Genomic DNA, 14,190 nt, shown 5'->3' with positions numbered 1-14,190 from the left:
GTGCCGCAACGATCCATAAAAACTTGAGGAATCGCTGGCACCCGGCTACATTTCGAATCAGCAAGTACGGATTCGCTTGAGCATGAAGGAATATGGCATGGAAGAGACTCTCCTGCTGCGCGAGCTGTCGAGCGTGGATGAAGTGCCTGACCTGCTCGACATTTGGCGCAGTTCGGTGGAACGCCGGGGAGACTTCCTCTCGGCTGCTGATATTGATGCGGTGGCCGTCGCCCTGGAAGCTGTCTATAGCCAATCGGTCTCAGTCAGGATTGCCCAGCATGGTCGACGCATTGTTGGCTTTGCGGCATGGAGCAGTACACGCATCGAACTGCTCTGGGTGAGGCACACTGATCGCCAGAAGGGTGTGGGCCGCATCCTGCTGGATGAAATCATCGCCAGCATTCCCGGGATCAGCGTTCATCTCGATTGCCAGCGCCAGCCTGCCATTGCGTTCTTTGGCGACTGCGGATTCGTGCCTGTGCCCGGGGAATCTGCATCGTCGCCGCAACGAGTCGTATTGCGCCACGTGTAGTCTTCAGCCTGGATCGTGGCACGATAGTTTCATGAGTGAAAATAGCCGTGAGATCCGTGAAGTCAGCATCGAACGCGTCGAGGCACGCAAGTACAGGGCCACTAGCCTCGAATCGGGAGCCAGCCTAGAATTCGGCCAGGGCGAAGGATTGCTAACCCCGGTGGAGTTGCTGCTTGCTGCCATCGCAGGATGTTCCGCAATTGATGTTGATGTGGCGACCACCAGGAGAAGCGAGCCTGAGAAATTCGAAGTCAAAGCGGGCGGCTACAAGGTCTCTGAGAACTCGGCGAGCCGGATGGAGGACATCCATCTTGGTTTCGATTTGAAGTTCCCCGATACCGAGGAAGGCCGCAAGGCAGCCAGCATGGTGGAGCGCATCGTCAAGCTTTCGCATGACAAATACTGCACCGTCTCCCGCACCGTTGAACTGGGCGCTTCCGTGCGGAGCGAAGTCATCAACTAGGTAGCGGGACTTCCGGCAATTCCCGGATGAATAAAGGTCAATGGCTGAATCCGCAATAGCTTCCATGGCAATTCACGGGTTTGGACGCAACCGCGAACTTTCTAACATTGCGTGGATCAGTTGTCGGCAAGGTCTTATTGTTCGGAATTCGTTGAATACATCGGGATATAGTCAGCTTTTCGCAATTCGAGCTGTGAAAGTCCAATGATTCAAGCTGGGAGCATGGGTCTTTGCCCTAGTCAGCGGAGAACCTTCATCGTAGGGTCGGACTGTCCCTACGTTGAAGGAGCAGCAATGCAGTCTGAGAACGTTTTAGGCAATATCGACTGGGCGTCGATGCTACAAAAGGTTGGCATCGCGCTAATCATCCTCATCATTACGTGGCTAGTTGCACGCATAATTCGTTGGGCTGCCGCCAAACTGGTGAACAGGGTGAAGTTCCTGCAAAAGCAGGGCAATGACGGAGAACAAATAGGCCAATCCCTGGGCAAGGTCGCGGGGTTGATTGTCTGGCTCTTCGGCCTCGTGGCAATCCTGCAGGTCTTCGCTCTATCCGAAGTGCTATCGCCGGTGCAGGGCATGCTCGGCGGCGTCATGGCCTTCATCCCCAACCTCATCGGTGCGGGCTTCATCTTCTTCATTGGCTACGTCATCGCGAATATCGTTCGCCAGCTGCTGAGGACCGGTTTGGGAACTGTCGATTTTAGCGGACTGGTCCGCAAGGTCACCCCAGGCAACGAACCAGTAGATGAAGTTCAGTCTCGCGAATCCCAAGCGAAGATCGTTGACATCATTGCCAACATCGTCTTCGCCTTGATCCTGCTAGTCGTCGCAATATCAGCCCTGCAGGTTCTGGGCATCGCGGCAATTTCGGTACCTGCCCAGCAGATGCTGCAGCTGGTCTTCACCGCAATCCCGCAGGTCATCATGGCCTTGGCGCTCTTGGCCGTGGGTATCCTGATTGCCAAGTTCGTCGGGCAGCTACTTGAATCCACCCTCCACGGCGTGGGTACCGACACTGTTGTTGCCCAGTGGGGCGTAGTTCCCGAGGGCAAGAGCGCTTCGGGAATCATCGCTGGCATCGTCAAGATTGCTATCGTGCTGTTCTTCGGTGTGATGGCGGCCCAGATGCTGAACTTCCCAGCGATCACCAATATCCTCAATGAGATCCTGGCCTTGGGCGGCAAGATCCTCTTCGGCGCAGCAATTATCGCCGCAGGTTTCGTCATCGCCAATGTGATTGGCCGCTTCTTGGGTGACACTACTGCTTCGAAGATCATCCGCTACACGGCAATTGCGCTGTTCGTGGCGATGGGCCTGAAGTACATGGGTATCGCCGATTCGATCATCAACATGGCCTTCGGCGCAATCGTCATTGGCGCAGCATTGGCAGCGGCTCTGGCCTTTGGCCTCGGCGGTCGTGATGCTGCGGCCCGCACGCTGAAAAAGATGGAGGCCCAACAGGCCACCAATGGCCCGGACTCGACGCCACCGGCATCGAACCCAGGCATCTAACCACGCATCACAAAACCTGAGGGACAGATAAGAAGTCGCGGAATCCAAAACCGGATTCCGCGACTTTTTTGATGCCCGCCAAGCTACTGCTGCGTGCCCCACGGCAAGGGCATGACCGCAGAGCCGCCATCGGTACGCAACCGCGCGTAGGTGTGCACATCGATGCGTTCTCCGGCAACCAGGAATTTGCCCCGCTCGACACCTTCGTGCAGGAAGCCGTTGCTTTCTGCCACATGCTTCGACCCGGGATTATTTGCCCGCAAGCCCAGCTCCAAGCGGTACAGTCCCAGCTCGTCGAACAGGTAATCCACCAAGGTTGCCACGGCGCGGGTGGCCAGCGACCGGCCCCGGTAATTCTGGTTCATCCAATACCAAATCCACGCGTTCCGATTGGCCGGGTCGACCGTACCGCACACCAGTCCCACCAGCCGATCCCGATATGCGACGGCCATCGCCTGCTGGCGTTCCCCGGCCTCCAGCAGTGCGCGCACATACGACTCAGCCTTTTGCGGGGAATCGGCGTCGCCTTGGCGCAACATGTCGGGGTTCGAGGAGAATGCCTCGAAGACCGCTTCGGCATCCGAAAGGCGCAGCCGGCGCACCGTGAATTCACCGTCGGCATGCACGGTTTCCTTCGGTCCTGCAGATGGCTGCGGATGAGCGGCGGCCGTGCCCTGGTGGAAGAGCAGCTGCCAGCGGCCCTGCTCATGGATCCACAGTGAACTGCGTTCGCTGGGGGAACCGGCGAGCAGCTTCCAGCGCAGCAGCACCAGCTGGTCTGAAAGCTGGAGAGCCACCGGGCTTTCGACTTTCAACGCCCCGGCATCCCGTGCCGGCTCCCGGGCCAGCTGGGCAATGATGGCCTCGCGATCATAGACTCGCCCGCTGGCTCCCACCTCGGCGAACCGAGGATGCAAGCGCCGCTGCAATTGCTCCTGGCTATGGCGTTGGCTGGATTCCAAGAGTTCTTGCTCCAACGAGATGATGGTGCTGGATAGCGCAGAACCTTGGGGAAGCACGATAGGGAAGTCATGGAATGCCATGTCAGCAAGTACATCACAGAAGATGACGGAACTGCGTTCAATGAAGTTCGACTTTATGAGCTGCATCATGCTTATAATCGCTGTAATCCGCGGGAGCCTGAATCGACCAGGCTGAGAGGGCACCGAGCCGACCGCTACACCTGATGCGGGTCATGCCGCCGTAGGAAGGAAGCGTGCCCTTGTGCATGTCAACATTGTTGGCGCCGGGATAATCGGCCTGGCCGTCGCGTTCGAGCTGGAATCACGCGCACACACCGTCACCCTCATCGATCCGGCACCCGGCCAAGGTGCAAGCTACGCGGCAGCAGGAATGCTGGCCCCGGCAGCTGAAACGGTCTGGGGCAATGGCCCGTTGCACCAGCTGCTTGCCGCCTCGAATGCCGCCTATCCGCAGTTCATCGAGCGCATCGCATCGGCCACCGGGCAACGCCCGGACTACTTGCAGAACTCCACGCTCGTTGTCGCCGCAGAGCCTGCGGACCGCGAAGCCCTGCACGAGCTGGCCGAACTGCAGATATCCCTCGGCCTGTCAGCGCAAAAGCTGCTGCCCAGCCAAGCCAGCAAGCTCGAACCAGCCTTGGCCGCCAATATTGCTGGCGCGGTCCTGTGCCAAGATGACCACCAGGTCGACCCTCGATCCATCGTCAAGATCCTGTTGGAGCATCTGCGTCCGCACCTGGTCGAGGAACGGGCGCAGGCACTGGTGACCGACGGGAAGCGGACCACCGCTGTGCGGACCGCATCGGGCCGAATCCTCGAAGCGGAGCAGACCATCGTGGCCACCGGTCTTGGCACCCTCGATGGCTTGAACGAACTTCCGCTGCGCCCGGTCTACGGGGACATCCTCCGGATCCAGGGACCAGCAGGCCCGCCGCTCATCACCCGCACCATCCGCGGCATCGTGCACCGGAAACAGGTGTATCTGGTGCCGAGAAGGGACGGTAGCCTCGTCCTTGGCGCCAGCGTCCGTGAAGACCGGCAACAAGCGGTGAACATTGGCGCGATGCACCTGCTGTTGGACAACGCGAGAAAGCTTGTCCCCGGCATCAGCGACTGCACGCTGAACGAAGCAACGGCCCGGGCACGTCCCGCCACGCCAGATGACCGGCCGCTGCTGGGACGCCTTGATCCAGGGCTGCTGCTCTGCACCGGGTACTCCCGGCACGGCGTGCTGCTGGCTCCGCTGGGCGCAACGCTCACTGCGGATCTCGCCCACGGCCACCAATCCCACCCCTTGCACCAGGCTGTGGATCCCCACCGCTTTGCCAACGCAACCTAGACCGCTCACCGAACGGAGCAGCAACCATGACAAGCATCGGCATCAATTTCAATTCACGGCAACTGAACCTGGACGAAGGAACCACCCTTCGCGAATTCATCAGCACGCAAATCGGCAAGGAACTGGACGCCAACTCGGTGGCCGCTGACGGCAGCAAGCTCGGAGTTGCCGCCGCCGTCAATGGCGCTGTCGTTCCACGCAGCGCCTGGAATAGCTACCTGCTGGCCGAAGGGCACAGCATTGAACTCGTTACCGCGGCCCAGGGAGGCTAGGCATGGAAACGCGCAACATCACCGAGCTGGACATCCACAGCGACCCATTCCAGATCGCCGGACGCTCCTTGTCCTCGCGCCTGATCCTCGGCACCGGGGGAGCGAGTTCGCTGACCACCCTGGAAAGCGCCCTGCAGGCCTCCGGAACGGAGCTGACCACCGTGGCCATCCGCCACTTTTCGGCGGCCGGCGCAGGCAACGTGTATGAACTGCTGCAGCGCAACAACGTGATTGCGCTGCCCAACACCGCTGGATGCTTCACCGCCCGCGATGCGATCCTCACCGCGCACCTGGCCCGTGAAGCTCTGGAAACCAATTGGATCAAGCTCGAAGTCATTGCCGATGAGCACACGCTGCTGCCGGACCCGCTGGAACTGCATGCGGCCACCGAGCAACTAGTGGCCGACGAGTTCCAGGTTTTCGCCTACACCAATGATGATCCGGCACTTGCCCAGCGCCTGCAGGACGCCGGGGTTGCGGCAATCATGCCGGCCGGAGCACCGATCGGCTCGGGCCTGGGGATCCTGAATCCGCACAATATTTCCACCATCGTCTCGCGCGCGCAGGTACCGGTGATCCTTGACGCCGGGGTGGGCACCGCCTCGGATGCGGCCCTGGCCATGGAGCTCGGTTGCGACGCGGTGCTGCTGGCCAGCGCGGTGACCCGGGCGCACAACGCGCCGCTCATGGCCAGGGCCATGAAGGATGCTGTGCGTGCCGGGCGCGCCGCGCGGCTCGCTGGCCGGATCCCGCGCCGCGATACCGCACTGGCCTCATCGCCGGCCGAAGGCATGATGCAAACCCTGGTCGGTGACTTCTCGTGAGCCGGGAAGCCCTGGTCGCACCCGGCGCGGAGCTGGAACCGGAAGAGCTGGCGCGCTACTCCCGGCACTTGTCCCTGCCCGGGGTGGGAGAAGAAGGGCAACGCCGCATCGCCAACGCCAAGGTGCTGGTTATCGGAGCCGGGGGCCTGGGCAGTCCCATTGCCAGCTACCTGGTCGCTGCGGGAATCGGCACCCTCGGGGTCATCGACGATGACACCGTCGAGCTGTCCAATCTGCAACGACAAACCATGCACCGGCAACAGGATGCAGGGCGCTTGAAAGTGGATTCGGTGCGGCGGATGGCCCACGAGCAGAACCGGAACGTCCAGATCATCACCGTGGATGAAAAGCTGGATGAATCCAACGCCGTGGCACTTTTCAGTGAATATGACTTGGTCATCGACGGCAGCGACAACTTTGCCACGCGGTACCTGTCCAATGATGCCGCGGAAATCACCGGCACCCCGCTGGTGTGGGGAACCCTCTTCCAGTTCTCCGGGCAGGTGTCCGTCTTCGATCCGCGCACCGGCCCGATGCTGCGTGATCTTTTTCCGGAAATCCCCGACGCGGACTCCGTGCCCAGCTGCGCCGAAGGAGGAGTCTTCGGCGCACTGTGCGGCGTTATCGGTTCGGTGATGTGCGCCGAAGCCCTGAAGCTCATTACCGGAATCGGGACCACCCTGAGCGGCAAGCTCTGGCTCTATGATGCGCTGGAAGCCACTGTGCGGACCCTCGAATTCGCCAGGGATCCGCAACGTGAGCCGGTGACCGGGCTGGGGGAGTACCAGCCGGTTTCCTGCGCTGCCGAAGGGCATGTCCCGGAGCTCACGGTTCAGCAGCTAGCGGAGCTGGAAACGGAAGAACCGGTATTGCTGGTGGATGTGCGCGAATCCTGGGAACGCGACATCATAGCGATCCCGCACAGCCAGCACCTTCCGCTCGCGCAGCTCAAAGAACGGGGACTGGGAAAGCTCGCGCACAGCGCTTCGGCGGTCGTATTCGTGTGCAAAACCGGTGCCCGTTCGCAGCAGGCAGCGCGGATCACCATGTCCGGTCGGGATGCAGGCATTGCCGTCTACAGCCTCAGCGGCGGAACCGTGGAATGGGCCAGGCAAGTGCGGGGCCAGCAGGTGGCCTACTAGGGCTCAGGCGCATCTTTGGCGCGCAATTCACCGGTGGGAAGTGGAGGCGCTCTGGCATACTGGCGCTATGACGTTGGGAAAGACGCTGGAGATCCGTGAATTGGAAAGCCAGGACGAACAGCAGGCAATCGACGCCCACCACTTGATGCTTCGCGAAGACTTCGAGTTCTTGCCGACTTGGTCTGCAGCCGAGGACTGGGAGGACTATATCTACCGGATGAAGGCAGGGCGCCGAGGCGAGCACATTCCAGAAGGCTGGGTTCGCTCGGCGCTGTTCGCCGCCTTTGACGAGGGGGACCTGGTGGGCCGGGTTTCCGTCAGATATGAAATCAACGAGAGCCTTTTTCAGGTCGGCGGACATATCGGCTATGGTGTAGTTCCCGAGTATCGTCGCCGTGGTGTGGCACAGGAACTGTGCAAATTCGGGTTGCAGGAACTTCGCGAATCAGGAATTGAACATGCGCTGGTTACCTGTGATTCCGATAACATCGGTTCAAAATCCACCATAGAAAAATGCGGCGGCTTGCTTGACGCTGAACTCCCGGAAATTGAAGTCAACTTTGGGCCTAGCAAGCTGCGTTTTTGGATGCCAACGCGGTTAATCCGCTGAATTCTTTGCGACAGATACATGAAATTCCTGTATGTTCTGACACAGATCAACAGACTATGAGTCTCGAGCGCGTAAACTGGATTGTTGGGTCGACTTTGGCCCCGACTCCACAGACCCAAATTTTCGAGCGGAAGTGAGCCTTCACGCATGTCAGCAAACACCATTACTCGCGATGAACTTCGCAATGTAGCCATCGTTGCGCACGTTGACCACGGCAAGACCACCCTCGTCAACGCCATGCTCCAGCAGACTGGCGCATTCGACAGCCATGGTGAAACCGAAGATCGCGTGATGGACTCAGGTGAGCTGGAACGCGAGAAGGGCATCACCATTCTTGCTAAGAACACCACCGTGTTCTACAACGGCCCAGCAGCCGAGGGCAAGAAGATGACCATCAACGTCATTGACACCCCAGGCCACGCCGACTTCGGTGGCGAGGTGGAACGCGGCCTGTCCATGGTTGACGGCGTGGTTCTGCTCGTTGACGCATCCGAGGGCCCGCTCCCGCAGACCCGCTTCGTGCTGCGCAAGGCATTGAGCGCCAACCTGCCAGTGATCATCGTGGTCAACAAGACCGACCGTCCCGACTCCCGCATCGATGGCGTCATCTCCGACTCCATGGACCTGCTGCTGGGCTTGGCTTCGGACTTGGCTGACGAAGCTCCGGATCTGGATCTGGACGCAATCTTGAACGTTCCTGTCGTCTTCGCCTCGGGCAAGGCCGGCTACGCTTCGATGAACCAGCCTGGCGATGGCACCCTGCCGGACAACGAAGATCTTGAGCCACTGTTCGAGACCATCATCAAGCACGTTCCTGCACCGACCTACACCGAAGGTGAAGTCCTGCAGGCCCACGTCACCAACCTTGACGCTTCGCCATTCCTTGGCCGCCTGGCGCTGCTGCGCATGATCAACGGCACCTTGCGCAAGGGCCAGCAGGTTAACTGGGCCCGCCAGGATGGCACCATGAAGCAGGTCAAGATCACCGAACTGCTGGCCACCCAGGGCTTGACCCGCGTTCCAGCTGACGAAGCTGGTCCAGGCGAGATCGTTGCAGTTGCCGGTATCGAAGACATCATGATCGGCGAGACCCTCACCGACCTTGAGAACCCTAAGCCACTGCCACTGATCACCGTTGATCCACCTGCGATCTCGATGACCATCGGTATCAACACCTCGCCACTGGCTGGCAAGGTCAAGGGCGCCAAGGTCACCGCACGACAGGTCAAGGATCGCCTGGACAAGGAACTGATCGGCAACGTTTCGCTGAACATCCTGCCTACCGAGCGTCCAGATGCTTGGGAAGTCCAGGGCCGTGGCGAATTGGCACTGGCCATCCTCGTTGAGCAGATGCGCCGTGAAGGCTTCGAGCTGACCGTTGGCAAGCCACAGGTTGTTACCAAGATGGTTGACGGCAAGGTTCACGAGCCAATGGAACGCATGACCATCGACGTGCCTGAAGAGTACCTGGGTGCTATCACCCAGCTGATGGCATCGCGCAAGGGCCGCATGACCGACATGGCTAACCACGGCACCGGCTGGGTTCGCATGGAATTCATGGTTCCAGCACGTGGCCTGATCGGCTTCCGTACCCGCTTCATGACCGAAACCCGCGGCGCCGGCATTGCTGCTTCGCTGGCTGAAGGCTACGAGCCATGGGCAGGCCCAATCGAATACCGCATCAACGGTTCGATCGTTGCCGACCGTTCAGGCGTTGTGACTCCATTCGCGATGATCAACCTGCAGGAGCGCATGAACTTCTTCGTGAAGCCAACCGAAGAGGTTTACGAGGGCATGATCGTCGGCGAGAACTCCCGCGCCGACGACATGGACGTGAACATCACCAAGGAAAAGAAGCTCACCAACATGCGTGCTGCTTCCTCGGACTCGTTCGAGAACCTGACCCCACCACGTAACTTGACCTTGGAAGAGTCGCTCGAATTCGCTCGCGAAGACGAGTGCGTTGAGGTTACCCCGGAAGCCATCCGCATCCGCAAGGTTCTGCTGAACGCCAACGACCGTGCCAAGGCTACCCGTGCACGCGCTCGCTCCTAATAAGCGCAAATCCCTCGGCAGCAACTTCTCCGCGCTCTGGCGCGGTGTTGTTGCCGCCGTGGCAGCAGGATTATTCGGGACCGCAATCCACGCCTCCATCAGCTATGTCGGAAACGACATCCCGCTGGTTTGGGGTGTGGGTCTGGCCTGGCTCCTGCTCGGAGTTCTGGTGTACTGGGCTGCGGTTTCTTCATCGAAGCTGTGGGCCGGTGCGCTGGGGTTCATCGGTTGCTATGTGACCGTTGGCCTGATTTCCTATGTGGGCGATGACCAGCTGATCTTGGGCATGGAGTACTACAAGTACCTGCCCGGGCCAACGCTGGCCTCGGCCTTGTGGATGTATGGAATGGTTATTCCATCCGTGATTGCCCTGCTGTGCTCCTTGCGAGTGCTGCGCAAGCAACAACGCCAGAACTGAAAACAGAAGGAGCACTTCCCAACGGGAAGAGCTCCTTCTGTGTTTAATTAGGCGAAAAGCAGGCTACTGGTCTTTGCGCGCATTGCCGGTGATATCCAGGTGGTGGGCCAAGAACAACGAGGTGGCAACGCCATCTGGATCCGGATCTCGCATCGCGTAGTCCTCAATCACAGCGCGCAGCCGGCTCATGAGATCCTTCTGGCTTTCCTCATTGAGCTTCAGGCCCAAACGAATTACCTGTATCTCCTGGGGATCAAGTCCCTCGATTTCCTGCAGGAAGGTGTCCACCAGCATGGGGGCCGCGTCGGGAATGCGCGTGCCCCAGGACTGCTTGGTGCTGCGGTAGGGCACTTCTTTGGCGCCACGGTTGCCTCGGCGTGATTCTTCTGCCGCGAGGTAACCGTTGCTGACCAGGGTTCGCACGTGATGCAAGGAGGTGGCGGGATTCAAATCGAGAATGTCCGCAATTTCCTTGTTCGTTCGTGACTCATGCAGGCACAAGCGCAAGATGCGAAGCCTCAGCGGGGAGCTGAGGGCTCGTGCTCGCGATTGGACAAGTTTATCGGAGGGCATGGAAACAGCATACGCGAAAAGCGCTGAGTGATTGGCAGTTTCAAATCACATGTCGTCCCAAGCGGTATGGGTGTGCCCGCGGCAGCAACACCTGGAAGCAGGAAAATTGCACGGCTTGCAGGCTGCTACTCGGTGCGAGGGGCACGGGGCCTGCGGCGCGCCGGAGCCGGCGGTACCCGCTTGGCGTGAGTGATCGCCGCGCGGGGGATGCATACCAGTTCAGCCCGGGTTTGGATGCTCACCGATTCCTCCGTCACTTCCTGCAGCTCGCCCAGTGCATCGGAAAAATGCTCACCGGCCCGGCCGTCGGCCAAGCGGTAGCGGACAACAAGCCGTTCACCGGGCGTCACATCACTGAAATTAAGCATTTGGAAGCGTCATCTTTTCGTAAGAAGAATTCATCTGGACCCCGGGAAGCTGAAATGTGAATGGTCGATTACGTCACAGCGAGCCAATGGGCGGTCCGATGCATGGGTATCAGGACTAGACTGTAGTTTGAGCTGGTAAAGGATTCAAAGAGCATCTGAGGAAACCACTAGCTCCTGTTGAAACCACCCAGTGCAAGGAAAGGTCTCGGCCCTCGTGACTTACATCATCGCTCAGCCGTGCGTCGACGTTAAAGACAAGGCGTGCGTCGAAGAGTGCCCGGTAGATTGTATCTATGAAGGTGAGCGCTCGCTCTACATTCACCCGGATGAATGCGTTGACTGCGGCGCCTGCGAACCTGTCTGCCCCGTTGAAGCCATCTACTACGAAGATGACGTGCCGGATGAATGGGCCGACTATTACAAGGCAAACGTCGACTTTTTCGACGAACTTGGATCCCCGGGCGGCGCCGCTAAAATTGGTAACACCGGCACTGACCACCCACTGATCAGCGCCTTGCCACCACAGAACCAAGGCTAGGTTTTCACTTTTATGCTTGAGCTCCCCGATTACCCCTGGAACCAGCTCGCCCCATACCGCGAGCAAGCATCCACGCATCCGGGGGGAGTCGTGGACCTGTCGATCGGCACGCCGATCGATGGCACGCCGCAACTGATCCAGCAGGCGCTGGCCGAGGCGGCGAACTCGCACGGATACCCGACCACGCACGGCACCATTGAAGTTCGCGAGGCCATCGTCGACTGGTTCGCCCGTCGCCGCAATGTCACCGGTTTGAGCACCGATGATGTCATGCCAACGGTCGGTTCCAAGGAAATGGTGGCATGGCTGCCGCTGTTCCTGGGCCTGGGTGCCGGCGACATCGTGGTCCGTCCAGAGATCGCCTACCCCACCTATGACATCGGCGCCCAGCTGGTTGGCGCGACCCCCATCGCCACCGACGACCTTTCGGATTTGACTGCTGAGCAGCGTGAACGCGTGAAGCTCATCTGGGTCAACTCGCCAGGCAACCCGACCGGCAAGGTCCGTGCTACTGCCGAGCTGGCAAGCATCGTGGCCCAGGCGCGTGAGATGGGTGCCGTCGTGGCCTCCGATGAGTGCTACGCCGAACTGGGATGGGATGAATACGAGGGCCAGGTGCCAAGCATCCTGGACCCGGCGGTCAACGGAGGAAACCTCGATGACCTGTTCGCCCTGTACTCGCTGTCCAAGCAGTCGAACCTCGCCGGATACCGCGCCGCTTTCGTTGCCGGCGCCCCGAACCTGATGCCAACTCTGGTCAACAGTCGAAAGCATGCGGGCATGATCGTGCCCGGTCCAATCCAGCACGCCATGGTGGTGGCATTGAATGACGACGAGCATGTTGCGGCGCAGCGCGAGCTGTACCGGGCACGCCGGGCCATGCTGCGGCCAGCGCTGGAGAACTTCGGCTTGGCCATCGATGATTCGGTGGCAGGACTGTACCTGTGGTGCACCGCTGGGCGGCCAAGCTTCGAAACCATCGGGGCGCTGGCGGAACTGGGCATCGTTGCCGGTCCTGGCGTCTTCTACGGCACCGCGGGGGAACGCCATGTACGCGTGGCCTTGACCGCCTCCGATGAGCGGATCGCGGCTGCCGTTGAACGGTTGAATTCTTCCGCCAACCGGTGAAGATGACACCCTAATTAGCTTGAATGGGTCAAATCGCGGTATGTTCTACGGTGACGACTGACCTTTCGGAACTACACGCTTTCCGGTTAGGAGATGCAATGACAGATACCACATCTGCACAGCTACACTTTGGAGAATCCAACCTCGAGCTGCCAGTAATTCAGGCAGCAGAGGGCAATGACGGATTTGGCGTAGCCCCACTTTTGAAGACTACCGGGAACGTGACCTACGATCCCGGCTTCATGAACACCGCGGCTACCAAGTCCGCGATTACCTACATCGACGGCGACGCGGGCATCCTGCGCTACCGCGGTTACCCAATCGAGCAGCTGGCCGAGAAGTCCAGCTTCATCGAGGTAACCTACCTGCTGATCTACGGCGAACTGCCGACTGCTGATCAGCTGGCCGAGTTCGACAATTCGCTGCGCCGCCATACCCTGCTGCACGAAGAGCTCAAGGGCTTCTTCGGCGGCTTCCCGCGCGACGCGCACCCGATGCCGGTCTTGTCCTCGGCTGTTTCGGCCCTGTCGACCTGGTACCAGGATTCGCTGGATCCGAAGGATGACGCACAGGTTGAGCGTTCGACCCTGCGCCTGCTGGCAAAGCTGCCGGTATTGGCTGCGTACGCGCACAAGAAGTCCATCGGCCAGGCATTGCTGTACCCGGACAACTCGATGAACATGGTCGAGAACTTCCTGCGCCTGTGCTTCGGCACCGCTGCCGAGCCTTACCTTGCGGATCCGGATGTGGTCAAGGCCCTCGACTTGCTGCTGATCCTGCACGCTGACCACGAGCAGAACTGCTCCACCTCCACCGTGCGCCTGGTCGGTTCCTCCGAAGCCAACATGTTCGCTTCGGTTTCTGCAGGTATCCATGCACTGTCCGGCCCAGCCCACGGCGGCGCCAACGAAGCCGTGCTGAAGATGCTGCGCGAGATCCAGTCCTCCGGCATCTCCCCAGAAGACTTCATGCAGAAGGTCAAGAACAAGGAAGACGGCGTACGCCTGATGGGCTTCGGCCACCGTGTGTACAAGAACTACGATCCACGCGCCAAGATCATCAAGAAGACCGCTCACGACCTGCTGGCAAAGCAGGGCAAGAACGAGCTGCTTGAGATCGCGATGAAGCTGGAAGAGACTGCGCTGAATGATGAGTACTTCATCTCGCGCAAGCTCTACCCGAACGTGGACTTCTACACCGGCTTGATCTACACCGCAATGGGCTTCCCGGAGAAGATGTTCACCGTGCTGTTCGCCATCGGCCGTCTGCCAGGCTGGATCGCACAGTGGCGCGAAATGATCAAGGACCCAGAGCTGAAGATCGGCCGCCCACGCCAGCTGTACATGGGTGAAACCGCTCGCGACTATCCCGGCTACCAGGCCTAGGGCGAGTTTCCGGATCCCGGCGGCAGGACCTGTCTTCCCACGCAA

The 14,190-nt window shown here is 60.0% G+C and carries 16 protein-coding genes and 1 riboswitch; of the genes, 13 read left to right on the top strand and 3 right to left on the bottom strand.

The window, feature by feature from the left end:
• Positions 1-97: 97 nt before the first annotated feature.
• The 3 genes from ACFVHU_RS04040 (at position 98) to ACFVHU_RS04030 (ending at position 2,510) form a co-directional block, all read left to right on the top strand.
• Entirely contained in the window at positions 98-532 is a 435-nt protein-coding gene (locus ACFVHU_RS04040; RefSeq protein WP_166650724.1) for a GNAT family N-acetyltransferase, read from the top strand.
• Between the two features lie 31 nt (positions 533-563).
• The gene (locus tag ACFVHU_RS04035; RefSeq protein ID WP_105657548.1) at positions 564-995 is read left to right on the top strand and encodes an OsmC family protein; all 432 of its coding nucleotides are present in this window, start codon (positions 564-566) and stop codon (positions 993-995) included.
• 294 nt (positions 996-1,289) lie between these two features.
• Entirely contained in the window at positions 1,290-2,510 is a 1,221-nt protein-coding gene (locus tag ACFVHU_RS04030; RefSeq protein WP_133833686.1) for a mechanosensitive ion channel, read from the top strand.
• A gap of 83 nt (positions 2,511-2,593) precedes the next feature.
• On the opposite strand, the gene ACFVHU_RS04025 is transcribed toward ACFVHU_RS04030, so the two are convergent.
• On the bottom strand, positions 2,594-3,622 hold the full coding sequence (locus ACFVHU_RS04025; protein ID WP_332498443.1) for a GNAT family N-acetyltransferase: 1,029 nt from the start codon (positions 3,620-3,622) through the stop codon (positions 2,594-2,596).
• 10 nt (positions 3,623-3,632) lie between these two features.
• Positions 3,633-3,737: riboswitch (TPP riboswitch) on the top strand.
• Here ACFVHU_RS04025 and thiO point away from each other — a divergent pair.
• The 7 genes from thiO (at position 3,735) to ACFVHU_RS03990 (ending at position 10,153) form a co-directional block, all read left to right on the top strand.
• On the top strand, positions 3,735-4,832 hold the full coding sequence (gene thiO, locus ACFVHU_RS04020) for a glycine oxidase ThiO (RefSeq protein ID WP_388022579.1): 1,098 nt from the start codon (positions 3,735-3,737) through the stop codon (positions 4,830-4,832). (Overlaps the previous riboswitch by 3 nt.)
• 26 nt (positions 4,833-4,858) lie before the next feature.
• Entirely contained in the window at positions 4,859-5,104 is a 246-nt protein-coding gene (gene thiS, locus ACFVHU_RS04015) for a sulfur carrier protein ThiS (RefSeq protein WP_105657546.1), read from the top strand.
• Between the two features lie 2 nt (positions 5,105-5,106).
• Positions 5,107-5,928 (top strand): thiazole synthase, encoded by an 822-nt coding sequence (locus ACFVHU_RS04010; protein ID WP_332498441.1) that lies wholly within the window; start codon positions 5,107-5,109, stop codon positions 5,926-5,928.
• On the top strand, positions 5,925-7,070 hold the full coding sequence (gene moeB, locus ACFVHU_RS04005) for a molybdopterin-synthase adenylyltransferase MoeB (RefSeq protein ID WP_105661521.1): 1,146 nt from the start codon (positions 5,925-5,927) through the stop codon (positions 7,068-7,070). The genes ACFVHU_RS04010 and moeB overlap by 4 nt, the downstream gene beginning before the upstream one ends.
• Positions 7,071-7,137: 67 nt before the next feature.
• Positions 7,138-7,680 (top strand): GNAT family N-acetyltransferase, encoded by a 543-nt coding sequence (locus ACFVHU_RS04000; RefSeq protein ID WP_181148843.1) that lies wholly within the window; start codon positions 7,138-7,140, stop codon positions 7,678-7,680.
• Positions 7,681-7,827: 147 nt separating this feature from the next.
• A complete protein-coding gene (typA, locus tag ACFVHU_RS03995) occupies positions 7,828-9,735 on the top strand; it encodes a translational GTPase TypA (RefSeq protein ID WP_105657542.1) in 1,908 nt (635 codons plus the stop codon).
• A complete protein-coding gene (locus ACFVHU_RS03990) occupies positions 9,716-10,153 on the top strand; it encodes a hypothetical protein (protein ID WP_105657541.1) in 438 nt (145 codons plus the stop codon). The genes typA and ACFVHU_RS03990 overlap by 20 nt, the downstream gene beginning before the upstream one ends.
• Positions 10,154-10,216: 63 nt before the next feature.
• Here the strand turns inward: ACFVHU_RS03990 and ACFVHU_RS03985 are convergent, their stop codons facing one another.
• Complete coding sequence (locus ACFVHU_RS03985) at positions 10,217-10,726, bottom strand: helix-turn-helix domain-containing protein (RefSeq protein ID WP_105657540.1); 510 nt, start codon at positions 10,724-10,726, stop codon at positions 10,217-10,219.
• Positions 10,727-10,851: 125 nt separating this feature from the next.
• Positions 10,852-11,094 carry a hypothetical protein gene (locus tag ACFVHU_RS03980; protein ID WP_133833693.1) on the bottom strand — a complete coding sequence of 81 codons (243 nt, stop codon included), beginning with the start codon at positions 11,092-11,094 and terminating at the stop codon, positions 10,852-10,854.
• Positions 11,095-11,308: 214 nt separating this feature from the next.
• On the opposite strand from ACFVHU_RS03980, the gene fdxA reads away from it, so the two are divergent.
• The 3 genes from fdxA to ACFVHU_RS03965 all read left to right on the top strand — a co-directional run bounded on the left by fdxA (position 11,309) and on the right by ACFVHU_RS03965 (position 14,145).
• Positions 11,309-11,632, top strand: coding sequence for a ferredoxin (gene fdxA / locus ACFVHU_RS03975; protein ID WP_013349521.1), 324 nt, complete (start codon positions 11,309-11,311; stop codon positions 11,630-11,632).
• A 12-nt stretch (positions 11,633-11,644) separates the two neighbouring features.
• Positions 11,645-12,760 (top strand): succinyldiaminopimelate transaminase, encoded by a 1,116-nt coding sequence (gene dapC, locus ACFVHU_RS03970; RefSeq protein ID WP_105661519.1) that lies wholly within the window; start codon positions 11,645-11,647, stop codon positions 12,758-12,760.
• Positions 12,761-12,858: 98 nt separating this feature from the next.
• On the top strand, positions 12,859-14,145 hold the full coding sequence (locus ACFVHU_RS03965; protein WP_105657537.1) for a citrate synthase: 1,287 nt from the start codon (positions 12,859-12,861) through the stop codon (positions 14,143-14,145).
• The last annotated feature ends 45 nt before the right edge of the window (positions 14,146-14,190 follow it).

This window comes from Glutamicibacter sp. NPDC127525, assembly GCF_042672105.1.
Taxonomy (GTDB): domain Bacteria; phylum Actinomycetota; class Actinomycetes; order Actinomycetales; family Micrococcaceae; genus Glutamicibacter.
Note: the sequence above shows the minus strand (reverse complement) of the source record. Positions and strands in the feature narration are given on the sequence as shown.

Coding starts and splice junctions, on each gene's coding strand:
- dapC (WP_105661519.1), top strand. CDS start 11,645: ATGCTTGAGCTCCCCGATTACCCCTGGAACCAGCTCGCCCCATACCGC.
- ACFVHU_RS04000 (WP_181148843.1), top strand. CDS start 7,138: ATGACGTTGGGAAAGACGCTGGAGATCCGTGAATTGGAAAGCCAGGAC.
- thiS (WP_105657546.1), top strand. CDS start 4,859: ATGACAAGCATCGGCATCAATTTCAATTCACGGCAACTGAACCTGGAC.
- ACFVHU_RS04025 (WP_332498443.1), bottom strand. CDS start 3,622: ATGATGCAGCTCATAAAGTCGAACTTCATTGAACGCAGTTCCGTCATC.
- ACFVHU_RS04040 (WP_166650724.1), top strand. CDS start 98: ATGGAAGAGACTCTCCTGCTGCGCGAGCTGTCGAGCGTGGATGAAGTG.
- ACFVHU_RS03965 (WP_105657537.1), top strand. CDS start 12,859: ATGACAGATACCACATCTGCACAGCTACACTTTGGAGAATCCAACCTC.
- typA (WP_105657542.1), top strand. CDS start 7,828: ATGTCAGCAAACACCATTACTCGCGATGAACTTCGCAATGTAGCCATC.
- ACFVHU_RS04035 (WP_105657548.1), top strand. CDS start 564: ATGAGTGAAAATAGCCGTGAGATCCGTGAAGTCAGCATCGAACGCGTC.
- ACFVHU_RS03985 (WP_105657540.1), bottom strand. CDS start 10,726: ATGCCCTCCGATAAACTTGTCCAATCGCGAGCACGAGCCCTCAGCTCC.
- ACFVHU_RS04010 (WP_332498441.1), top strand. CDS start 5,107: ATGGAAACGCGCAACATCACCGAGCTGGACATCCACAGCGACCCATTC.
- ACFVHU_RS04030 (WP_133833686.1), top strand. CDS start 1,290: ATGCAGTCTGAGAACGTTTTAGGCAATATCGACTGGGCGTCGATGCTA.
- ACFVHU_RS03980 (WP_133833693.1), bottom strand. CDS start 11,094: ATGCTTAATTTCAGTGATGTGACGCCCGGTGAACGGCTTGTTGTCCGC.